This is a genomic window from Rhizobium sp. CF142, assembly GCF_000281145.1.
Classification (GTDB): domain Bacteria; phylum Pseudomonadota; class Alphaproteobacteria; order Rhizobiales; family Rhizobiaceae; genus Rhizobium.
In genome coordinates, this window is the sequence record NZ_AJWE01000086.1 from 55,276 (window position 1) to 76,520 (window position 21,245).

General features: G+C 60.8%; 27 protein-coding genes. 14 read left to right on the forward strand and 13 right to left on the reverse strand.

All coding sequences use genetic code 11. The features are described 5' to 3' along the window. Window positions 1–54: 54 nt before the first annotated feature. Window positions 55–702, reverse strand: coding sequence for a glutathione binding-like protein (locus PMI11_RS16440; protein ID WP_007819019.1), 648 nt, complete (start codon window positions 700–702; stop codon window positions 55–57). A 51-nt stretch (window positions 703–753) separates the two neighbouring features. On the opposite strand from PMI11_RS16440, the gene PMI11_RS16445 reads away from it, so the two are divergent. Further along, window positions 754–1,167, forward strand: coding sequence for a winged helix-turn-helix transcriptional regulator (locus PMI11_RS16445; RefSeq protein ID WP_007819021.1), 414 nt, complete (start codon window positions 754–756; stop codon window positions 1,165–1,167). Window positions 1,168–1,439: 272 nt separating this feature from the next. After that, on the forward strand, window positions 1,440–1,970 hold the full coding sequence (locus PMI11_RS37885; protein ID WP_007819023.1) for a hypothetical protein: 531 nt from the start codon (window positions 1,440–1,442) through the stop codon (window positions 1,968–1,970). Window positions 1,971–2,134: 164 nt separating this feature from the next. On the opposite strand, the gene PMI11_RS16455 is transcribed toward PMI11_RS37885, so the two are convergent. Further along, complete coding sequence (locus PMI11_RS16455) at window positions 2,135–3,340, reverse strand: MFS transporter (RefSeq protein WP_007819025.1); 1,206 nt, start codon at window positions 3,338–3,340, stop codon at window positions 2,135–2,137. A 189-nt stretch (window positions 3,341–3,529) separates the two neighbouring features. Between PMI11_RS16455 and PMI11_RS16460 the strand changes: the two genes are divergently transcribed. Then, window positions 3,530–3,916, forward strand: coding sequence for a hypothetical protein (locus PMI11_RS16460; protein ID WP_007819028.1), 387 nt, complete (start codon window positions 3,530–3,532; stop codon window positions 3,914–3,916). Between the two features lie 144 nt (window positions 3,917–4,060). After that, window positions 4,061–4,252 carry a DUF6494 family protein gene (locus tag PMI11_RS16465; RefSeq protein WP_007819030.1) on the forward strand — a complete coding sequence of 64 codons (192 nt, stop codon included), beginning with the start codon at window positions 4,061–4,063 and terminating at the stop codon, window positions 4,250–4,252. Window positions 4,253–4,417: 165 nt separating this feature from the next. Here the strand turns inward: PMI11_RS16465 and PMI11_RS16470 are convergent, their stop codons facing one another. Continuing rightward, entirely contained in the window at window positions 4,418–4,906 is a 489-nt protein-coding gene (locus PMI11_RS16470; protein ID WP_007819032.1) for a BA14K family protein, read from the reverse strand. On the opposite strand from PMI11_RS16470, the gene PMI11_RS16475 reads away from it, so the two are divergent. Next, complete coding sequence (locus tag PMI11_RS16475) at window positions 4,887–5,864, forward strand: IMP cyclohydrolase (RefSeq protein ID WP_244430588.1); 978 nt, start codon at window positions 4,887–4,889, stop codon at window positions 5,862–5,864. The two genes, PMI11_RS16470 and PMI11_RS16475, sit on opposite strands and share 20 nt — an antisense overlap. Before the next feature lie 609 nt (window positions 5,865–6,473). Then, complete coding sequence (locus PMI11_RS16480; protein WP_037071557.1) at window positions 6,474–7,535, forward strand: class I SAM-dependent methyltransferase; 1,062 nt, start codon at window positions 6,474–6,476, stop codon at window positions 7,533–7,535. A 398-nt stretch (window positions 7,536–7,933) separates the two neighbouring features. Here PMI11_RS16480 and PMI11_RS16485 read toward each other — a convergent pair whose 3' ends face one another. The 4 genes from PMI11_RS16485 to PMI11_RS16500 form a co-directional block, all read right to left on the reverse strand. Further along, on the reverse strand, window positions 7,934–8,140 hold the full coding sequence (locus tag PMI11_RS16485; protein WP_007819038.1) for a hypothetical protein: 207 nt from the start codon (window positions 8,138–8,140) through the stop codon (window positions 7,934–7,936). A gap of 39 nt (window positions 8,141–8,179) precedes the next feature. Next, window positions 8,180–8,428 carry a 30S ribosomal protein S21 gene (gene rpsU / locus PMI11_RS16490; RefSeq protein WP_007819039.1) on the reverse strand — a complete coding sequence of 83 codons (249 nt, stop codon included), beginning with the start codon at window positions 8,426–8,428 and terminating at the stop codon, window positions 8,180–8,182. Window positions 8,429–8,456: 28 nt separating this feature from the next. Further along, entirely contained in the window at window positions 8,457–8,747 is a 291-nt protein-coding gene (locus PMI11_RS16495) for a hypothetical protein (RefSeq protein ID WP_007819040.1), read from the reverse strand. 128 nt (window positions 8,748–8,875) lie between these two features. Continuing rightward, the gene (locus tag PMI11_RS16500) at window positions 8,876–9,085 is read right to left on the reverse strand and encodes a cold-shock protein (RefSeq protein ID WP_007819041.1); all 210 of its coding nucleotides are present in this window, start codon (window positions 9,083–9,085) and stop codon (window positions 8,876–8,878) included. Window positions 9,086–9,655: 570 nt separating this feature from the next. Here PMI11_RS16500 and PMI11_RS16505 point away from each other — a divergent pair. Further along, on the forward strand, window positions 9,656–10,141 hold the full coding sequence (locus tag PMI11_RS16505) for a GNAT family N-acetyltransferase (protein WP_007819042.1): 486 nt from the start codon (window positions 9,656–9,658) through the stop codon (window positions 10,139–10,141). 123 nt (window positions 10,142–10,264) lie between these two features. Next, on the forward strand, window positions 10,265–10,774 hold the full coding sequence (locus PMI11_RS16510; RefSeq protein ID WP_007819043.1) for a GNAT family N-acetyltransferase: 510 nt from the start codon (window positions 10,265–10,267) through the stop codon (window positions 10,772–10,774). A 36-nt stretch (window positions 10,775–10,810) separates the two neighbouring features. On the opposite strand, the gene PMI11_RS16515 is transcribed toward PMI11_RS16510, so the two are convergent. Continuing rightward, window positions 10,811–11,383 (reverse strand): PH domain-containing protein, encoded by a 573-nt coding sequence (locus tag PMI11_RS16515; RefSeq protein WP_037071532.1) that lies wholly within the window; start codon window positions 11,381–11,383, stop codon window positions 10,811–10,813. A gap of 363 nt (window positions 11,384–11,746) precedes the next feature. Here PMI11_RS16515 and PMI11_RS16520 point away from each other — a divergent pair, with 363 nt between their 5' ends. Both PMI11_RS16520 and PMI11_RS16525 read left to right on the forward strand, forming a co-directional pair. Next, window positions 11,747–12,205 carry a hypothetical protein gene (locus tag PMI11_RS16520; RefSeq protein WP_007819048.1) on the forward strand — a complete coding sequence of 153 codons (459 nt, stop codon included), beginning with the start codon at window positions 11,747–11,749 and terminating at the stop codon, window positions 12,203–12,205. 207 nt (window positions 12,206–12,412) lie between these two features. Next, window positions 12,413–12,787 carry a hypothetical protein gene (locus PMI11_RS16525; RefSeq protein ID WP_007819050.1) on the forward strand — a complete coding sequence of 125 codons (375 nt, stop codon included), beginning with the start codon at window positions 12,413–12,415 and terminating at the stop codon, window positions 12,785–12,787. Between the two features lie 24 nt (window positions 12,788–12,811). Here PMI11_RS16525 and PMI11_RS16530 read toward each other — a convergent pair whose 3' ends face one another. Then, complete coding sequence (locus PMI11_RS16530) at window positions 12,812–13,351, reverse strand: GrpB family protein (protein WP_007819051.1); 540 nt, start codon at window positions 13,349–13,351, stop codon at window positions 12,812–12,814. Between the two features lie 422 nt (window positions 13,352–13,773). Continuing rightward, on the reverse strand, window positions 13,774–14,391 hold the full coding sequence (locus PMI11_RS16535) for a TetR/AcrR family transcriptional regulator (RefSeq protein WP_007819052.1): 618 nt from the start codon (window positions 14,389–14,391) through the stop codon (window positions 13,774–13,776). Window positions 14,392–14,453: 62 nt separating this feature from the next. On the opposite strand from PMI11_RS16535, the gene PMI11_RS16540 reads away from it, so the two are divergent. Further along, window positions 14,454–15,638, forward strand: coding sequence for a serine hydrolase domain-containing protein (locus tag PMI11_RS16540; RefSeq protein ID WP_007819053.1), 1,185 nt, complete (start codon window positions 14,454–14,456; stop codon window positions 15,636–15,638). 107 nt (window positions 15,639–15,745) lie between these two features. Here the strand turns inward: PMI11_RS16540 and PMI11_RS16545 are convergent, their stop codons facing one another. Next, complete coding sequence (locus PMI11_RS16545; RefSeq protein WP_007819055.1) at window positions 15,746–16,168, reverse strand: cupin domain-containing protein; 423 nt, start codon at window positions 16,166–16,168, stop codon at window positions 15,746–15,748. A gap of 284 nt (window positions 16,169–16,452) precedes the next feature. Here PMI11_RS16545 and PMI11_RS16550 point away from each other — a divergent pair, with 284 nt between their 5' ends. Beyond that, entirely contained in the window at window positions 16,453–17,256 is an 804-nt protein-coding gene (locus PMI11_RS16550) for a phosphodiester glycosidase family protein (protein WP_007819057.1), read from the forward strand. Between the two features lie 9 nt (window positions 17,257–17,265). Here the strand turns inward: PMI11_RS16550 and PMI11_RS16555 are convergent, their stop codons facing one another. Further along, window positions 17,266–17,814 carry an isochorismatase family protein gene (locus PMI11_RS16555; protein ID WP_007819059.1) on the reverse strand — a complete coding sequence of 183 codons (549 nt, stop codon included), beginning with the start codon at window positions 17,812–17,814 and terminating at the stop codon, window positions 17,266–17,268. A gap of 671 nt (window positions 17,815–18,485) precedes the next feature. Between PMI11_RS16555 and PMI11_RS16560 the strand changes: the two genes are divergently transcribed. Then, window positions 18,486–20,099, forward strand: coding sequence for a GMC oxidoreductase (locus PMI11_RS16560; RefSeq protein ID WP_007819063.1), 1,614 nt, complete (start codon window positions 18,486–18,488; stop codon window positions 20,097–20,099). Window positions 20,100–20,133: 34 nt separating this feature from the next. Here PMI11_RS16560 and PMI11_RS16565 read toward each other — a convergent pair whose 3' ends face one another. Beyond that, on the reverse strand, window positions 20,134–20,745 hold the full coding sequence (locus PMI11_RS16565) for a TetR/AcrR family transcriptional regulator (protein WP_007819065.1): 612 nt from the start codon (window positions 20,743–20,745) through the stop codon (window positions 20,134–20,136). Between the two features lie 118 nt (window positions 20,746–20,863). On the opposite strand from PMI11_RS16565, the gene PMI11_RS16570 reads away from it, so the two are divergent. Further along, a complete protein-coding gene (locus PMI11_RS16570; protein WP_007819074.1) occupies window positions 20,864–21,244 on the forward strand; it encodes a DUF4267 domain-containing protein in 381 nt (126 codons plus the stop codon). The last annotated feature ends 1 nt before the right edge of the window (window position 21,245 follow it).

Here is a 21,245-nt window from a genome sequence, read left to right on the forward strand (position 1 = left end):
TCGAGCGACGCGCGGCCGGGGAACGTATGCGGTCAGTTTACGCTGGCCGCCTCATCAGCCCAGCCCCTCCTCGGCAAACGCCCGGATCACGGAAGGCCGCGCCCGCATGTGCTCGAAGGACCGGCCGAGCGCCTCCGGCAGTTCGACGCCGCTCCTGGGGGCGACCATCAGCACCCAGAACAGGTAGCAATCGGCAATCGTCATCTCGTCGCTGACAAGGAATGTCTTGTCGCCCATCTGCTCGGCAAGGATTGCGAAGGCCTGCGCGAGCTTTTCGCGGGCACGCTCCTTCTCCGGCTCCGGGAAATCCTTGAAGAACGGCTGGTAGCGGGAATGGATCTCCGATGACATGAAGGCCAGCGCTTCGAGCACTCGCCATCGAAGCAGACGATCCCCAGGCAGCAGCTTGCCGCTCGCCTCGGCAATATAGTTGAGGATGACCTGGTTCTCGGTCAGGATCGCTCCGTCTTCCAGCTCGAGGGTGGGAATATAGCCCTTCGGATTGATCGACAGGAAATCGCGGCCATCCTGCATCTTCCTGTCATGGTTGATGCTGATGAGCCGGTAGGAAAGCCCGGCCTCGATAAGCGCGATATGATCGGCAAGGCTGCAGGCGCCCGGATAATAGATGAGGTTCATGGTGGTCTCCGCATGGTGACCCGTCTCGATGGAGACAAGGTCTGGATTGTTGACCACAGCCATTTATGTGACCTAAAAATGCCCGTCAAAAGCATATCTTTGGGAGCAGGTCAGATGGATGTGACTGCCAGGCCGACAGCCGCCGACTGCAGGGGCGTCAGCGAAATTCTGAGCCGGGTCGGCGACAAGTGGACCATCCAGGTCGTCGTCGTACTTCGCCGGGATGCCCAGAGGTTCAATGGGCTGAAGCGTCAGGTGAGCGGCATTTCGCAGCAGATGCTGACGCGCACACTGAAGACGCTCGAACGCGACGGCATGATCGCGAGAACCGTTCGCCCCAGCACCCCGCCGCAGGTGGAATACACGCTGACGCCACTCGGGCACTCCCTGTCGGAAACCGTGCGCCATCTCGCCGACTGGGCGGCTGAAAACAGGCAAAACATCGAGGACAACCGTCTGCGCTACGACACCGGTCGGGAGGAGGAAGTCCAGAGAGATGCGAGCCTAGGCCGCCCACCGCGCCACTGACGAGATCATGGCAATTTCGGCCAGCGCACCATCTTCATACGCGCTGGCCAGACAGAAAGCCGGGAATTATAGCTTCACGCCGCCGGCGGTCAGCAAACAGCTCACTGCACTAGAAGCGCGGCTCGGGACGTACTCCTCGCGAGAAGTTCGCGTGCCCTCGCCGTGACGCCCGCAGGACAGGACTATTACGAAGGGAGGAAGGTGTTGATGCGCAAGCGCCGCCTTGTTTTCTTCGGCATCCAAGCTAGTGTGAAGACAGGGGGAACAGTCGCGTGCGATTCTTTGCCGCTTTGATGATTGCTGGCGTATTCAGTCAGGGGGAAGCGGCTGCATGCCCTCTCAATGATATGTTGAAGCTCTGCGTGATGAACGGCGACAGCGTGGCCGCTCTGCACAGAGGTGTTGAGCGAGGCGATTGGACAGTCGAAGCGATTTCCGATAGCCCTGCTTCTGAGCCACGAACCGGCAGCGAACAATACACCATGCCGAGCGGACTACCGTTCCACGTTTTCTATGCGGACTTTAAAGGCCTCTTTTCCGCAGTTTGCGAACTCAATTTTCCCTTGGCCCTTGGCACGAAAGGCAAGGAAGGCCTGAGTTGTTCGAATGCTCAAAGTGCAGCCTTCGAAACTGCGCTCACTGAGGCATCTTTGGGCACAGTAACGAAAGAAAGCCGAGAATCCGGTACTGCTTATCTGATTGAGGGACCGGCCAAGTGGATGAAGGTGGTAGTCGCAAGTGGCAGCGGGCCGCAAGATGCATTGAATGCATGGGTTGAAACTTCTGTCCTGAAGAAGCAATAGAGTCACGACCCCATTAATCGACATCATGAAATGGGAAACCGCTTCGAGCCCGAAAGCGGACGGCGGTCACTACGGTGCCACTACGCCGCTACCGGGACCGCCCCCTTCATCGATCTCCTCGCTGCGATTTGCGCCGAGGAGCCGGAATTGAAGGTCGGCGACGGCTAAGATGCGCCGGCGACCGCCTCGCTCATCGGGCGGCGGCTCCTCAGCAGAAGCAGGACGAAGATAGCGCTGCAGGAGCAGACCAGACACAGGATCAACACAGCCCTGCTCCCGAGATTGGTCATCAGGGAAATCAACAGGGGTGGAGAGATGGCGGAGATCCAGTTCAATGGCAGGGCGATCCGCGAGAGTGCCTTTGCAAACTCACCCTTGTCATAGAAAACGAGCGGAATGGTCGACCTTGCGACGGCAAGCGCCCCGCTGCCCATTCCATAGAGCACAAGGAAAACGCCAATGGCCGCCGGCGAGCCCTGAGCGATCGAAAGGATGACCAGCGATACGCACAGAATTGCCGACGAAGCGACACCCATCGTCACGCCGTCCCACCGTTTTTCGCCGATGATATTAAGCCCCCGGGCACAGATCTGCACGATGCCGAGCGCAGAGCCATAGCCAAGCGCCTGCGCGGGGCTCAGTCCCTCGGCCTTCAGGAGTTCGATCAGAATCGAGCTGAAGCCGAACGTGATGAACGCATTGAGCGCGATGGCAGCGACGATGAGATAGAATGTCCTGTCATAAGATCCTGCCGAACCCTGAGATCTCGTCGCCTTGATATCAGCTGCGGCTTTGCTCCGGCGCGGCAGGCCGAAAATGTAGAGCGGCAGGCAGACCATGATCATGACTGCGGCATAGATTTCGCACGTGCCGCGCCATCCGATCTCCGCCGACAGGAACGACGTGAGAGGCCAGAAAACCGTGCCGGACAAGCCGGAAACCAGCGCCATGCTCGCAATCGCCCGCGCGGCATTCCGGCCCGCGATCTCGTTGAGCAGGATATGTGCCGGCGTGGTGAGGCTGGCGCTGCCGGCAGCGCCGAGAACCAGCCAGCCGAGGAAATAGGTGATGGGCGAATGCGACAATGACACGAGCGCCAGGCCGAAGGCTGACATGATCGTTCCGCCGATCATGACCGGACGCGCGCCGACGCTTGTAAAAAGGCGCGAGAGGAAAGGAGCGCAGGCACCCATCGTGACATAGAAAACGGTGGTCCCGGCAAAGACCGTCGACATATCGACATTGAGATCCGCCGCCATGTCCCGGCTGACGACCGCCGGGAAACTGACCGCGCCCCACCCTATCAGCTGGGCGATCGACAGCACGATCAAGGGCAGCAGCATCTTCGTCTCCGATCCGGACTCGGTCATACATCATTCCTGATTTGCAATTGCAAATCACTAGCAACTGAACTGCTTCAGTTTTATGACAGCGGTTCCCTCGTGCGGTGATCGGTATCGGTTCTGGGAGGTTTGTTCTGCGCCGCCAGGATCAAAATTGCCGGTTGCAGAAACAGAAGAGGACCATATGATCGGGTCAACTATTGGGGGCAAATTGCAATGAATCGCAGATATTTAAAACCTTTTGCACTGTTGGGATTTCTGGTCATCGTAGCAGGACCGGCGGCTTCCGCCGGCGCCGCAGATCGCGGAACGAAAGAGATCAGCGGCTCACAATTCGATTATTCGGTCACTGCCCGCGGTTCCAATGACCGACGGATCGAAGTCACCCATCGCGGGGAAAAATATGATGGCCCGCTGGCGAAGATGTCGTTTCGGGACCGGCACCTGCAGGTGTTCGAAATGGTCGCGAGATTGATCAAGAACAGCTGCCAGAACGGCGTTTCTGCACTCGGGGATATATATCTGAGCAAAGATCCTGAACAGGACCAGGATCCCGAGGCCGCGCATCCCCAATACTTCATCTGGGATTATACCTGTAAATAGACATTTCCGATTTGTTTGGCTGGAAAGCCGGAGGGTCGCCTGAGGCGGCTCCCGGCTCGGATTGATTATTGCACCGCACCTCCCCCAGCTTTCCTGATCGCTCGCCTTCGCTTACAATCCCTTCCGGACATAGAGGATTCCATCATGAGCGAAGACGCCTTCAACATGTCGATCCGCAAGTTCCTGAAAGAAGTCGGCGTGACCTCACAGCGCAAGATCGAGGAGACGGTGCGTGACGGGCAGATCGGCGGCAAAAAGCTGAAGGTCCGCATGACGCTGACGGCGGAAGGCACTGCCCTCAACCACGTCGTGGACGGCGAAATCGAACTTCCCTAAATCGTGTCGCGATCTCCAGGATTCGCTTGCCACGCTTTAGGTCTTTGTTTTCCGCATGTCGTTATCGCAAAACCGCTGCACACTTTTGCGCGACATGCTTTAGGCAGGCGAACGACGCGATCAAGGCAAGGCGATGAGTGTGACGCCGGCCACTCTGCGCGCCCATCAATAGTAAGGCGAGACGCACGCCTGTCGTGGACCGTGATAGGGCTGGAACGTATCGTCGTAAGCCCTGTAGGACCGGTAACGCGCATAGCACCAGCGCACATGTCCATTGCCGCCATAATAGGTCCGGGGATAATAATAGCGTCGCGCGTAATATCGCGTCGAGCCGTAGTAGTACGGACCGTCATAGGTCGAGCCGTAGTAGCCCGGATCATAATAGCCGGAGCCATAATATCTGGGCTGCGCCAGCAGTCCGCCGATGATCACGCCCGTGGCCAGGCCCCCGAGCGCCCAGCCCCAGCCGTTGCCGCCACCATGGTGGTGATAGTATCCGCCGTGATAGCCGCCATAGTAGCCGCCACGGTAGCGCACCGGCTGCGCCTGCAGTGCCTCGACATCAGGGGTGGCAATGGTGGGAAACGCCTCGGCCGGCAGGGCGCTCGTCAGCGCCGTCGCCAGCGACAGGGCAATGATTGCGAGCCTCTTCATTGGCTTCACCTCCGTCTACATCGCCGCGCATAATTATAACGCGGAAAGGACGGCGTGGCACTTAATTTCCAAGCCGGCGATGGTGTTCCGGGAGGGGCTGGCTTTAAAGCGTGCGACGATCTTTCAGATGCGCTTGCCAAGCTTCAGGCTTTTGTTTTCGCATGTCGCTATCGCAAAACCACTGCACACTTTTGCTCAATTCGGTAGCAACTGCCACCAGTCTGGAAAGGCTGCTTCGCGCCGACTGCGGGCATTGAGATCACGGCCGTCGCGCGTACTATGGCTAGCGTTCATATTGGTTCGGAGAGTCATAGAAATGTATGTTGGTCGCATTGTTGGGGTAGGTCGGGATCGAAAAGGGGACTTGGTCGCGGCGTATCGGGTTTCGAGCAGATCGTTTCCCAACAGAAATGCGGAAAAGCTCGGCGATACCATACGGATTGTCGCACAGGCCGGAAGTACAGATGCAACATCTGACAGTCCTTACATCGCCTACGAATGCCTCATTTGGAATTCTCGTTTTGCCGTTGTTGGGAACGGCACCCAGACACGCCCGATTTACGAGCGTTTAAAGGCGGGCAACACCCCACGAGATGCGATCGTGAGCGTTCTCGTCGGTCTGGACCGCGAGTTCGATCAACACGATACGCCTCGAATTTGTGGTCTGGTAGACTTGGACGAAAACAGGCTTTGGCTTGGCAGCGTAACCGCCGACAGCTTATCGGTCATGCCGGTCGAAGTTCAGCCTGGCCAGCTCGCGTATATTGCGACCTATGAGTTTGCTCTTCCTCGGGCTGATCAAATCGATCAGTTTTTCGATGCTGGTAATGCAAATGCGGTCTGCCACCATATCACCCATGTATCGGTCTTCTCTGAGTTTGAGAAGCCTGTTTGCGCTGCTTCCTGGATCGGGTCAGCATCAGGACAAGAGGCTGCAACGTTCAACTGTCTCAGTTGATCGCACGTAGCGGGATCACCGCAAAGGGCTGAAAGCGGTCGTCGGTGGCAATTGCTACCCAATACCGCACTTTTGCGCGGCATGCTGTAGGTTTTACGCATGCTGTCGTCGCCCTTTCTCCCGCGGCGGTCGACCTGTCTTGCGCCGGTTGCCGCAACCCTCCAACCTGTGACCGCTGGCCCGATCCGATCGTCTCCAAGCTCATCACCCCGCCCTCACCCGGATGGAAACCCCTCCCCAACCCCTCTCCACAAGGGGGAGGGACTCCTCTTGGCACCCACCTCGCCCACATCAAAACGTCGAAGATGTGGAACGCGGGCACGGCAAATTAAGCCCCTCCCCCTTGTGGGGGTCCGAAGGACGGGTCGAGACGCGTGGCTCGACCCCGACTGTTTGGGGCGGGGTCTTTGCCCCGGTCTGGCCCCCGTCACCCGCCCCCGTCACCCAAATGCAGCATTGACTGCCCCGCGCCTCGGCCTAGAATCCCCACAAGGTCGATCCATCGGGCTGGGGTTAACGCATCTTGAGGAGGGTGCCATGCCTAATACTGATCTGCCGAAAGCTGGAAAATCAAAACAGGCCAAGCCAAAAGCCGATATGCCGAACGGCATGCAGCAACCTGACATGCAGAAAGTCGACGCCCTCGTCGGTCGCCTCGTGGGCGATCTCGGGGCTGGTGTGTCAGGCGTTCTCGTCGTGCTCGGCGATCATCTTGGCCTGTTCAAGGCGATGATGGATGGGCGGCCGCGCTCCTCGATGGAGCTTGCGGAAACGACCAGCCTCACGGAGCGCAATGTGCGCGAATGGCTGGCCGCCATGGCGGCCTCCGATTACATCACCTGGCACGAAGCCTCCAACAAGTTTGCCATGACGCCCGAACAGGCGCTGGTCTTTGCCAATGAGGAGAGCCCCGCCTTCTTCGGCGGCGCCTTCGAGATCGTGCAATCCATGTGGATGGACGAGCCGAAGGTGGAAGAAGCCTTCAAAACGGGGCGCGGTCTCGGCTGGCATGAACACAGCACCTGCCTCTTCCGCGGCACCGAGCGTTTCTTCCGGCCCGGCTACAACAGCCATCTGGTGACGGAGTGGATTCCGGCGCTGAAGGGCATGAAGGAAAAGCTGGAACGCGGGGCGGAAGTCGCCGATGTCGGCTGCGGCCACGGTGCCTCGACGATCCTGATGGCCCAGGCCTTCCCGAAATCGCATTTCCACGGCTTCGATTATCACGGTCCGTCGATCGAACGGGCAAAGCGCGCCGCAAAGGAAGCGGGCGTGGCCGACCGGGTGACCTTCAGCAAGGCATCGGCCAAGGATTTTCCGGCCGGCGACTATGATCTGGTGGCCATGTTCGACTGCCTGCACGACATGGGCGACCCAGTCGGCGCCGGCCGCCATATCCGCGAGACGATGAAAAAGGACGGCACCTGGATGATCGTCGAACCCTTCGCCCATGACGGGCTGAAGGACAATCTCAACCCCGTCGGCCGCGTCTATTACGGCGCCTCGACGATGATCTGCACACCAGCCTCCATGGCCCAGGAAGTCGGCCTCGGGCTTGGCGCACAGGCGGGCGAGATGAAGCTGCGCAAGGTGGCGCTGGATGCGGGATATCACCACTTCCGCCGCTCGAGCGAGACGCCGTTCAATATGATCTTCGAGGTGCGGAATTGAACGGATTTGGGTGAGGTGCGGAGATGCAGCTGATTGGTGCATCAAAACCCTCCCCATGAACGGGCGGTCCATGTGGCACCCCCCTCTGTCCTGCCGGACATCTCCCCCACAAGGGGGAGATTGGCTGGGCGCACCGGCTTGTCCAAGCAATCAACGTTGCAACTCGGCGTGACGACAGAGTGACTCGAAGGTCACGCCACTTGTCGATCTCCCTCCTTGTGGGGGAGATGTCCGGCAGGACAGAGGGGGGTGGCCGCACGGCACAACGCAAAAGTGGCAGCGCTTAGACCGGCTCATAGCGCCAAGCCAACAGCCAAACACAAAAAGCGGCGCCCAAAGAGCACCGCTTCAAAATCATCAACCTACCAAAGCCATAGCAAGGCGAGGCTCGAAAGCCTCTACCCTTTCTTCGGCGCCCTGGTCTTCTTCGCCGGCGCCTCAGGCGCCGGCTGGGCGAGCCTCAGCGCGCGCAGCTTTTCCGTTTTCTTCTGCCGGGCGGCAGCTTCGCTTTCAAGGATGTCCCTGGCGGCAGACGTCGTCTGCTCGGCCTTCGCCTGCGGCGAAAGCTTTTCGGGCTTGAAGAACGTGTCCTTCGTCTCGGTCATGTTTCCTCCTTCTCGATGGATTCGGAAACCGGGAAAACGTCAGCGTCCGCCGCGGGCGGGCATCACCTTCTTCTTCGGTGCCGGCAGCAGGCCTTCGCGCTGCGCCTGCTTGCGGGCGAGCTTGCGGGCGCGGCGGATCGCTTCACCCTTTTCGCGGGCGCGCTTTTCCGACGGCTTTTCATAGGCGCTGCGTTCCTTCATTTCGCGGAACACACCTTCGCGCTGCAGCTTCTTCTTGAGCACGCGGAGGGCCTGATCGACATTGTTGTCTCGGACGAGTACCTGCAAGATTTCTCCTTAATCAGCTTTGCTGCTGTTATTTCCTGATGCGGATCGAATTCGAATTGATCCAGCTCGATTTAGAACTTTCGGAAGCCGCCCGCACTTCGGTAGGTAAAGGCGACGAGGGCGATGCGCCGACGTCTATATCATCCTGGCGAATGCTGCGCTCGAAATTCTCGTTCTGGAACCGGACGCGATAATGAACGAAGCCCTGCGCGGCCGGCAGGACGGATAGAATATTGCCCGAGCCCGAGGGCTGGACGCTGCCGAGAACGCCATGCTTGAGCATGATGGTGTCACCCGGCCGGTAACGACGGCTTACCATATCGTTCTCCACATGAAATCAAAATAAAAGGCCGGGACTGCTCCCGACCTTCCCCGGCCAGTTTCTGGCCTCAGTCATCGTCTTTGCGCGCCAGTACATCCGTGGTCGCGCAAAGTCGTGACAATGTCTTAGGCAGCGCGGAGGTTGTCGGCAGAGCTCTTGCCCGAGCGACGGTCCTGCACGATGTCATAGGTGACCTTCTGTCCATCTGCGAGCGAGCGCAGGCCTGCGCGTTCAACTGCAGAAATATGGACGAAAACGTCGGTGCCGCCGTTATCCGGCTGGATAAAACCGAAACCCTTGGTGGCGTTGAACCACTTGACTGTACCTGTATTCATAACGATCTCCTTTCAAAGCAACCGTTGAAGTTCCCCGCGATACCCTGCGGGATTGGGTCGATTATTTGGAAGGAAATCTGACGAGAGCGCATAGGCTCTTCAACGACGTCACAAGCAATGGTCGATGAGCGTAATATACGGTCAATTTTAAATTTGGCAACCGACATACGCGGAAAAACTTCGAATCGCCTGCAAGTTCCTGCTGTAAGCGGCTGATTTGCGGTCCAAATATTTATTCGCACAAGCGAGTGGTGCAGGCCCCGCGGAACGCCCGGAGGTTGGCGGTGTACCGTATGGCACCCCCCTCTGCCCTGCCGGGCATCTCCCCCACAAGTGGGGAGATTCGCTGGGGCACCGGTTTCCCCAAAGAATGAACGTTGCAAACTGCGCGACGTCAAAGATGTGCGAAGGTCACGCCTCTGGCCAATCTCCACCCTTGTGGGGGAGATGTCCGGCAGGACAGAGGGGGGTGCCCCACGGCGCAACCATAAAGGCAAGCCCCACTGAGCTCCGCTCTGGACGACGACACCGATCGGATGCAGTCTGACGACAGTGACAAGGGGGCGTGTCATGTCCGGGGACATCATCATCCGCGAGCTTTTTGGCATGGATGAAATCGCGACGATCTTTCCGCTCAACAGCCAGGTCGGCCACTTGAGCGAGGCCGTCTTCCGCGAGCGTATGTCGGCGATGATCGCGCAGGGCAATTACCGCTGCATCGCAGCCTATATGGGCGAGCGCATGGTGGGCATTTCCGGCTTCTGGACCGGCACGCAGCTCTGGTGCGGCAAATATATGGAAGTGGACAATCTGTCTGTCGACGAGGAACTGCGCAGCCGCGGCATCGGTGCGGCGTTGATGGCCTGGATGGAGGCGGAAGCCGAGCGCACGGAGTGCGCCGTTATCCGCATCGCCATGATCCTCGGCCGCGAGCGCACGCATCAGTTCTATCAGAGAAACGGATATTTCGATGACGGGCTGCTGATGGTGAAGGCGCTGAGCCGGGGCGCAGCCGAGTTTCCGGAATATGTGCCCGGCCCACCCATCGCCGGATAGCTGGCGTCTGGCAGCCGGAGGCGTCATCCCTTCGTGGAAGATATGGCCTTGGAACCGACCGCGATGTAGGAAGGATCTCGGCGTACCCTGAGCGCCTCGACCCAAAGCCCACTGGAATCACATATGGCGACGAAGCCGGTTGAACATGCAGTAAAGATCCGCCCCGCCACATCAGGCGACATGGACATTCTCGGCGGCTTCGGCGCCCTGCTCGTCGCGCTGCATCACGAACTGGACGCCAGACGCTTCATCGAAGCGGCCAAAAGCACCCCGCTGCGATACGGGCAGTTCCTCAAAAGCCAGCTCGCGCAACCCGAGGTCATCGTGATCGTCGCCGAAGAGGACGGCGCGCTGCTCGGCTATGCCTATGCGGCATCGGAAGGCTTCGACTACATGTCCCTGCGCGGGCCGGCGGGCGTCATCCACGATCTCTTCGTCGATCCCTCTCGGCGGCGCGAAGGTGTCGGCCGGATGCTCCTGGAAGCGGCGATGGCCGGCTTGAAATCCCTCGGCGCCGAACGTTTCGTACTCTCCACCGCCTACCGCAACGAGACCGCCCGCAGCCTGTTCGCCGCCATGGGATTCCGCCCGACGATGGTCGAGATGACGCGCGAAGCGAATGAGGACGGCTAAAGAGGCAGCCGACAAGCTGTTTCAACTGGTTTACCACTACGATGCGAAGGTTCGCCCGGCCGCAGCCGCCCCAAGCCGCAGCTTCTCTATCTCCGCAGCGGCCTCGCCGACGTTCTGTACGCCCAGAAATGCCAGCTTTACGACCTTGTCGTCATCGACAGTTTCCCGGCGGAATGTGATCGATCCCATTCCGTCAGGTCCCTGCGTGAGCTCCACAGCATTGATGGCCGAGGGAGCGATGGTCGTCACCTGTTTGCGCCTGAGGTCCTTGACGATCAGCAGCCTGCGATCAGTGACCGCATAAACCGTGCGACACGTCGCCAGTATCGCGCGAATTCCACGTAGGACGGCCAAAAGACCAAATACGAAGAACACGAGGCCGAAAAACACACCCGTAGGACCCTTGGGTACATCCGACAGCATGTAATCGTTAAGAGAGGGGAATAAAATTCCCGACCCAATGCCGGCAGTCAACAGTCCCACCCAGAATTGCCCCTGCTCGCGGGCTGCAGTTGCCCACATGTTGGGCCGCCCTTTCCAAAGGACGATCTCTCCTGGGCGAAGCTCTTTCCTGAGCGCGCCATCTGCATCCCAAAATCTGGAAGCCATTTTGCCTGTGCCCTGCTCCTAGCGGCCGAGAGCTTCAATTCCGCGCTTCCTTAAAAGCCCGCTTCAGCAGAGGTCCGGAGTGGCAACAAATCCATTCGCGACATCCCTCTTGCGTGTAGCTATTGGTTATCCGACTCTGGCATAGAGTCAATTCTGAATTGAAGAATAGTGCCTGCCCGAACGCCCCGAAATTCGCAGCAGCAAAACAGGACAAGCAGCTGTTACCGCGACGTATAGCCTTGCACCACAGACCCTTCAGAAAGATCGGACGGGCGGCCTTCTCCGCCATCGACCCGCCATTTTCTGCAATCATGCCTAGAAGCGGCCGGGGTGGATGATGCGCTCTTTCAAATGGGGATTTCGATGAAGTCATGTCGTGTCGTGGCCGCAGTCTTTGCGTCGCTTTTTCTGGGGCTGACGGCCTCAGAGGCTGCCGCCTGCAGTTGCGGGAAGATGTCCGAAAAGCAGCAATATTCCGGTGCCGACCTCGTGGTCCGAGGGCGCATGAAGCTTGTGACCTACGGCGTCCCGCTGCCGGCTCCTCCGGGCGATACGCCGCCGCTACGGATCACACGCGGCGATTTCGAGATCGACAAGGTGTTGAAGGGCAAGTTCAAAGACAAGACCCTGTCCATCTATACGGGCACCGGCATGGGCGATTGCGGCCGGCTCGACGCTTTCCTGGGTGCCGCCGTCTATTACGATGACGATAAATTCGCCGTCTGGGAATTTGGCCTGTCGAAAGCCGAACAGGGCGGGCAGACCGTCTATTTCACGAGCATCTGCGACTACATGAAAGCCCCGACCCCGCGGCAGGAATAGGCCTTCGGCGCCTTCACCGGTATCCGGCTACCGGCCTGCGGCATCCGGACCCCTCGCCTATATGCGCCATTGCGAATAAAATTGTGCAATGGCGCTGTCCTGTCTTGCCCTTGCCTCCGGTTGGCGATTTCTGGGAACTTCCGGCTGCATGGAGAATTCACAGAATGACGCACCCTTCGCCCCTTCCTCACATGGCAGGAGTGAACCATGGCAAAGGCAACTGAGTTCAAGACCATCAGGGCGCTCGCGATTGCGCTGAGCGCGGCCCTGCTTTTCAGCGGCGCCGCCAAATGGCCGGCCTTGCCGAACTCGGGCTTTTTGATCGGCCGGGGTGCCGCACCCGAAGATGTCGATAACGGAACGGCGATCTTCGCCGCCGGGCAGGATGACCGCAGCTATGGAAAGCCGATCGATATCGAAATCCCGCAATACGGCTATTTCCGGCAGGAAGACAAATACGTCATCATCCTGCAGGCCGAGAAATATGATGGGAAAAGCATCATCGGCGCCGAGACATTCGACGGCGAAAAGGTGGTCGGCCTGATCGACGAGTTCGAACTGCTGGGCGTTCACGCCCGGTAACGTCCTGCATCCCGCAACCTGCCGCTAAGCATCCGGCTGCGCCGGCGCCCAACCGGTCTCGGCCGCCCAGCGGTCCGCCCGGCGTATCACCGCCCAGAGATGATCGGACTTGCCTTCCGTGTAGGCCCGCCGATCGTCGCCATGGGCAGCGGCAAGCCTGTGCTTGAGCGCGATATAGGCCGGATGTTCCGCCTCGTGAGCGCGCATGTAGTCGCGAAACAGCAGCGCCCATTGCTCATGCCAGTTGCCGGAGCGCCTGATATGGATATGCGTGCGCTCCTGATCGGGACCTTCGCGGAAATAGCGTTTGGCGAGATCCGGATTGTCCCGCCGCCACACATAGCCGATTGCGTTGAGCGGCTTTACGAGCTGTTCGAAGGGCTCGAAACCGGCGACCGAAATCTGCATATCGATGATGGGCTTGGCAGCCATGCCTGCTATTGCAGTGGAGCCGATATGATCGATCCGCAACGCGGTGTTTCCAAGCACCCGGCGAATATCTGAGGCTTTCGACCAAAATTTTTCCGCCCAGAGCGGCGACCAATCGGCAATCTCGATCGTCATGGCTGATGTCTCGCCTGTTGCGGAAGGGGATGTCGGCTGAGGCTTTTGAGCGCCTGCGAACGGATTGGCGCAGCATAGGCAGTTTCGGCTTTTGTGCAATGACAGGTGAGCTACGACGGCCGGAGCAGTGGCGCATAAAAAAAGAGGCTCGTCGGGAGAGACGGCCTCGAAATTTGCGTCAAGTCGGCCCAGCTCCACAAGGCCGTCTCCACCCTAGCCGGTAGCCGGACAATCGCCACCCCCAATCGGGTGATGTTTTGGCGGGTTTATGACAATTTTTGAGAAAACTGAGAGATTTCAAAGGTGTATTCCGTAACGTGAGGCTCGCCTGGGTGGAGTTCCCCTACCGCTTACCTAGGGTAAGCTGCGGTCGACGACAGCGGAAAGGCGGCACCACCACGCGTCATGCCCCTCCTCCACCATCACACCCGCCAGCGCTCCAGCTGCGCAATCGCCATGCCGGCAATATCCCGCAAGGTTGCCGTATCCGCGCCATCCCGCGCCTGCACCGCCATGCCCTGGATGATCGCGCCGAGGAAGCGGGCGAGCGCGGTCACATCGGCATCCGGGCGCAATTGCCCGGCACTGATGGCGCGCCTCAAACGCTCCACGAAGCGGCCGACATTGGCCTCGCGCAGCTGGCTCATATGGGCGGCGACATCGATATTCTCGACGGCGGCCGTCAGCACCGCAGTCGAGATCATGCAGCCCGGCGGATAGCCGGGTCGGGTGAAATTGACGGCCGTGTCCTCGAGCAGCGTGCGGAAGGCATCGACCACGTCTTCGGCTTCCTGCCAGCCGCCTTCGCCGACATTGTGCAGATACCAGCCCACCGCATCGCGGTAGAGCTCAGCCTTGGAGCCGAAGGCGGCATAGAGGCTTTGCGGCGTGATGCCCATGGCCTCCGTCAGATCCGAAATCGAGGCGCCCTCATAGCCGCGCTGCCAGAAGAGGATTGCCGCCCTGCCCAGCACCTCGGCGCGGTCGAAAGCCGGTGGACGGCCGCGGCGACGCTTTTCCTCATTTATCACAGTGGTCACTCTTGAAATCCTTCGGCGCTCCGTTATTCTGGAGTGGTCATTGTGATAATAGGAGGATCGTGATGTCTATTCCAGAGCAAAGATCGGGGCCGGAAAAAACATCGAGGCCAGAAAAAGCATCGCCGGCGCTTGACCGGGCGATCGACAGCGCCATCGCCGAGCGGCGCATCGTCGGCGCCGTCGTGACCGTGCTGAAGGACGGCGAGATGGTCTATCGCCGCGCCGCCGGCCTTGCCGATCGCGAAGCGGGCCGGCCGATGGAAGCCTCGCTGGTCTTCCGGCTCGCCTCGCTCACCAAACCGGTCGTCACCGCTGCCGCCATGCATTTCGTCGAGACTGGCGCGATCAGGCTCTCCGATCCCGTCACCGCCACCCTGCCGGATTTCCGCCCGGCGCTTGCCGATGGCAGCCGGCCAGTCATCACGCTGGAACATCTGCTGACCCACACATCCGGCCTCGGCTACGGCTTCATCGAGGGGCCGGAGGGCGCCTATCGCCGGCTCGGCATTTCCGATGGGCTCGACCTCGTGGATTTCGACCTGTACGAGAATATCCGCCGGCTGGGTGAAGCCCCGCTCGCCTTTGCGCCCGGCAGCGCCTGGCGCTATTCGCTCGGCATCGATGTGATCGGCGCGGTTCTGGAGCGCGTGGCGGGTGCGCCGCTGCAGGAGATCGTCGCAAAGCATGTCACCGGCCCGCTCGGCATGGCCGACACCGGCTTTCTGGCCCGCGCGCCGGAACGTCTGGTCAAACCCTATCTGGACGGCACGCCTGAGCCGGAGGCCATGCGCGATGGCAGCACCACGGGCAACGCCATCTTCTCGCCGTCACGCGCGCTTTCCCCTTCCGCCTATCCCTCCGGTGGTGCGGGCATGATCGGCACGGCAGACGACATGCTGCGCTTCTTCGAGGCGATGCGCACCGATGGCGGCGGCATCCTGAAACCGGAGACACTTGCCGACATGCGGCGCGACCGCATCGGCGCATCCGCCCAGTCCGACGGCCCCGGCTGGGGTTTCGGCCTCGGCTGGGCAGTGCTCGCAGATCCGGCCGCCGATGCCTCGCCGCAGGCGCCGGGCACGCTGCAATGGGGCGGCGCCTATGGCCACAACTGGTTCATCGACCCCGCCAACGGGCTGACCGTGCTGACGCTGACCAACACGGCGCTGGAGGGCATGTGGGGCCAGTTCAAGACCGATATCCGCAAGGCAGCCTATGCGGATTTCGTGGGAACGCTCGCGGCATGACGGACTGCGGTGGCCATCCTCGCTGGAGGACGCTCTGACTTTTGAACCGACGCATCAGGCTTTGCGAAAATCGATTCCGATTTTCGGGCCGATGCTGTGGCCGCCGCCTACCCCGCTGCCGGCACCAGCCCGTAACGGCTCATGATCGCCTTCACCTTCTCCAGATCGGGCGGCCCGCCGGCGGCCATGACATCGGCAACTTCACGGAAATAGGCCGGGCCGAGCACACCGGGGGTCAGCACGTTCAAGACGGTTGCCGGCTCTTCGCTGTCATTGCGGAAGGAATGCACCACGCCGCGGCGAATGAAGGCCGACCCGCCCGGCCCGATCATATGATCGGCGCCGTCGATGCGAAAGGTGAGCGTGCCCGAGAGACCATAGACCACCTCATCCCAGCTCTCATGATAATGCGGCGCCGGTACTTTGGCCTGCGGCGCGACCGTCATGCGGAAGAGATCGAGGCTGCCTGCCGTATCATCCTTGCTGTGCAGGAATTCCAGCGCCAAACCGCCGATCCTGATCGTCTCCATGAGCGCTTCCTTTGCGGTTATGTCACTGGCTGGTGGGCAGCATATACCGCGAGTGCGGCTGGTCAAATGGGACTTGGGCCTTCCGAACAATCAGCTTTGGTTTGGCGAAAAGGCAGATCGGATAGAAGCGGCAACTACGCATCCGGCTGCGCTCCGGCCACGGCAACAGATCGATCAGGGCTGGCATGCGGCAAGCTTCGCAGGCAGACGTTAATTTGATCCTCGCTCTCGCCTTCTTTCCCCGTCATCGGCTACGAGTCACGGGTTACGAGTCGGGAGATGCCATGCTTCGCACCATGTTCGCCTTTGCCCTGCTTCTTGCCGGCGCGCTTGCCGCCAAGGCTCAGGCTCCCGATGCAGATGGCACGCCGGCGCCGGCAGACCCTTGCACGCGCCGGAACTTCGAGGGTACCGCCTACATCGTCTGCGGCGTCGATCCCGCAAATGCGGATCTGCGCCTGTTCTGGAAGGATGCCGGCGGCAAACCCTATCGCCGCTTTTCGGGTGTTGCAGATGCCGTCACCAGGCAAGGACATCGGCTCCTCTTTGCCATGAATGCCGGCATGTACCGCGAGGATTTCACGCCGATGGGGCTTTATGTCGAGGATGGTAGGGAGCTGATACCGGTCAACAGGGAGGCGCCGCCCAAGGTTTCCGGCCCGGTGCCGAATTTCTTCAAGCAGTCGAACGGCATCTTCTATCTCGATGAGACCGGCGCCCACATCATTCCCACCGCGGATTTCCTGAAGCAGCAGCCGAAAACGCGCCTCGCCACGCAATCCGGCCCGATGCTCGTCATCGCGGGCAAGATCAATCCGATCTTCATACCAGGCTCGAGCGACCGTACGCGCCGCAACGGCGTCGGGCTCTCAGCCGACGGCACGCTCCGCTTCGTCATCAGCGAGGGCGACGTGAATTTCCACGATTTCGCAAGCTTCTTCCGCGACGAACTCAAATGCCCCGACGCGCTCTTCCTCGACGGCGGAAACGGCACCGGCCTCTACAATCCGGCACTCGGCCGCAACGACACATCCTGGCACGGCGGCTACGGGCCGATCCTCGGGCTGGTGGGCGGAAAGCAGGATTAGGCGTCGAACTCAGGCCGGCTGCATGGCCAGCAGCTGCCGTGTGTCGATGATCTCGGCGAAATCGGATTTGAGATGCGCCATCGTCACGTCGAAGATCTGGCGGGCCGAGAGATCGGCATCCGGCAGGTCGAAGCCGAGCACGGCGTCGCTGACGACACTCATCTTGAAGCCGAGGTCCGAGCCGGCGCGAACGGTGGTATTGACGCAGAAACCGGCGACCGCGCCCACCACCACCAGATCGGTGATGCCGACCTCGTGCAGATAGCCTTCGAGCTCGGTGGAGGCAAAGGCCGACGACGTGGATTTGATGAAGACCGGTTCGTTCTCCCGCGCCTTCGCGCACGGCATCGGCTGATATCCCGGCGCATCTTCATGCAGCGCCGAGCTCTCGTCAGCCTCGCGATGGCGGATATGGATGACCGGCCTGCGGGCGGCGCGGAAGGCGGCGGCAAGGGCCGCGATCTTCTCTCCCGCCTCGCCGTTCACACGCTCGCGCCCGGCATTAAGCCGCTCCTGCATGACCATCTGCATATCGATGATGAGGAGTGCACTTGTCATGGTTCCCTGGTCCTTTTCCGCGCTTAAAGGGCTCTGGGAAAGCTCTAGCATCTGCCGCTGGCCAAGTCGCTTGCAAAACAGGGGATTGGGCTCGACAGGTCATCACTTCTGCGCCAGTGAGTTGCCATACGGGCTGGAGCCTCGCCCTTTGCCCGGCACCATTCTTGGGCTTGAGGGGGAACGGTGGGTGGCAGCCTTGTGCCCGAGGACTTAGCTGCGAGTGCGACTGACTGCGTGCCGTGGGGCACCCCCCTCTGTCCTGCCGGACATCTCCCCCACAGGTGGGGAGATCGGCAAGTGGCCTGGCCTTCGCACATCTTTGACGTCGCGCAGTTTGCAACGCTGATTGTTTGGGGAAACCGGCGCCTCCAGCCAATCTCCCCCCTTGTGGGGGAGATGTCCGACAGGACAGAGGGGGGTGCCACACGGCACACCATAAGATCAACGCTCCACGGAGACGATCTCCAACCGCCATGATCCAGCACACGCGCCGTCACTCGCTGCATCGTCCGCCCAATTATGCCGCTCGCGCCAGAGGCAGCGTATAACCTGCAAGTGCGAAAAACTTCCAGGCAGCACCCCAACAACCAAAAGCTGAACCCTCCAAAAATACATTACACCACACCGCAAAATGCCGCTATGATCCCGCCATCATAGCCAGGGGTGGTGAAATGATTTCGTCGCTTCAAAACCTGCTCGCGGGGCGCGTCGACGTCTGCGTCGTCGGTTCCGGACCTGTCGGTCTGGCGCTGGGCATCGCGCTTGCCCGGTCGGGGCTTTCGGTCGCGCTTCTGGAATCCGGCGGCAAGGCGATCTCGGAAAAGACCAACCGGCTGGCGGCGGCGGCCTCCATCAGCACCAGCCACCATGCCGAAGCGAGCCTGACGATCCGCCGCGCGGTCGGCGGCACTTCGAAAGCCTGGGGCGGCCGGTGCGTGGAGTTCGACGACAGTGACTTCGATGGCCGGCCGGCGCGCGGCGATGCCCGCTGGCCGATCGAGCACAGCGCCCTCAGGGCCTATTATGACGATGCCCGCACCTTTCTCGGCGCCGAGCTGCCAGATGTCGGCAAGCCCGGCGTCGAGATGCCTGATATGGACGGCGATTTCGAACCCTCGATCGAGAGCTGGGCCCGCGAGCCGGATATGGCCAAGGCGCATGGTGCGCTGATCGAAAGCCTGCCGAACCTGCACCTCGTCACCCAGGCAACCGTGATCGGCCTCGATCTAGATCGCGAAGGCGCCCGTACGAAACGGCTCATGGTGTGGCATCGCGGCAAGCTGCATTCGCTGGGCGCCACGATCTTCGTGCTGGCCTGCGGCGGGCGCGAAAATGCGCGGCTGCTGCTCGCAGCACAGGAGATCGCGCCGCGACTCTTCGGCGGCGTCGATGGCCCGCTCGGGCGCTATTACATGGGGCATCTGGCCGGCGAGCTCGCCCGCATCCGCTTCACCGACCGCAGCTTCATGGAAAAGATGTTCTTCCGGCGCAACGGCACCGGCGCCTGGTTCCGCTCACGGCTGATACCGAGTATCGCCCTGCAGAACGAGCGCGATCTTCTAAACAGCGTCTTCTGGCTGCGCAGCCCGCCGCTGGAAGAGGTCTATGCGGCGCCGGGTGCGCGCGCGACGCTGAACCTGTTCAAAGCGCTCACCGGCAGGCGCAAGATGCGCCGGATGTCCTTCAAGGCAAGGGTTTCCGACACCGCCTCGCTCTCCGACATGGTCGCAAACCCGGTGCAGAGCTTCAACGCCGCCCTGCAGCTGACGACGTCAGCGCTCAAATCCGAACGGCAGCCGAATTTCTTCGTCAAGAACGGCGAGCATCTCTATTGGCTCGCCTATCACGGCGAACAGCGGCCGGTCGCTTCCAACCGCGTGCGGCTGAGCTCCGAGGTCGATGAAACCGGCCTGAAGCGACTGGCCGTCAGTTTCGACTTCGACGAGGAGGATCTCGCCTCGCTGATCCGGTGCCACCATGCCCTGGCGGAATGGATCGGCAAACGGCGGATCGGCACCTTCGAATGGCTCCACCCCGAAGACGGCCTGCAAACCGCCGTCCGCCGCCAGGCGCTCGACGGCTACCACCAGATCGGGCTGACCAGAATGGGCGCCTCGCCCCGCTCGAGCGTGGTGGACGGCAACTGCCGCTGCCACGACCTCGCAAACCTCTATGTCGCCGGCAGCTCGGTCTTTCCGGTGTCCGGCCAGGCCAACCCGACATTGCCGGCCGTGGCACTGGCGCTGAGGCTGGCGGATCATCTGAAGGGGGAGTTGCGGGGGTAGTTCAAGCTTCCTCCGCCCTGTCCGGCACCAGCAGTCATTCGCCCTGATGAAGTGGACCACGGCTCGGCGGGTTGCCTCCCGCATCCACGACCGCCCGGACGACGAGCGCGATACGTTCGTCACGCATGCCGGGCCGGATGCGGCCCGACCGTTCGAGCTCGGCAAGCCCGTGCAGGGCCGCCCAGAAGGTTTCGGTGACGATCTCGGCATCGGCGCAGAACGGAGATACCGCTGCTGCCAGCACCTCAAAACCGGCCCGAAGTTCCGCTCGCGTGTCGGCTTGCGCGAACCGCAATTGGGTCGGGAGGATAAACATGGCCTCGTAGAGCGACGGGCGGCTATGCGCGAAGGCGAAATAGGCCATGGCGACATCCATGAGGGCATCTCGTCGGCTGTTCGCCCCGTCCACTGCTATCAGAAGAACGGCCGCGAGCTCCCTGAAGCCCTCGACTGCGACTGCCGCGACGATCGCGTCCCTGTTCTCGAAATGTGAATAGAGGACCGGCTGGCTGTATTCGATCTCCTTGGCCAGACGGCGGATGGTAACGGCATCCCATCCCTCGCTCTCCGCAATTGCACGGGCCGCCGCAACGATACGTTCTTCACGATCGGCGCGTTCCCGGCTTTTTCGCTCTGCGATACCCATTTCCAACCTCCATGCCCTGCCCGCTGACATCAGGATCATATCACGGCTTGAATATCTAGCAACGCTAGGATAAATCTAGCGACGCTAGATTATTTCAAACCGCTAGAAGGATGGCGTGATGGATTGGCTTCTGAATGGGATCGGACTGCTTGTGGCCCTCGCAATTATCGCGATCGGCACCGGCTATATTGCGACCCCAACGACCATGGTGCGCAGTTTCGGCCTGCCGCTTCCTGGAAATGACCCCGATATCCCCTCATGGCTTCGCCTCAAGGGCGTTCGCGACATCGTGGCGGGATTGCTCGTGCTTGCCTTCATGCTGTGGGGTGTCCAACGCGAGATCGGCATCGTCCTGCTGATCGAAGCAATGATCCCTGTCGGCGACATGCTGGTCATTCTCGCGGCGAAAGGCTCCACGAAAAGCGCCTTCGGCATTCATGGCCTCACGGCCGCGATCATGGTCCTGGCTGCTATTCCCATGATCACAGGGGCGCACTGAG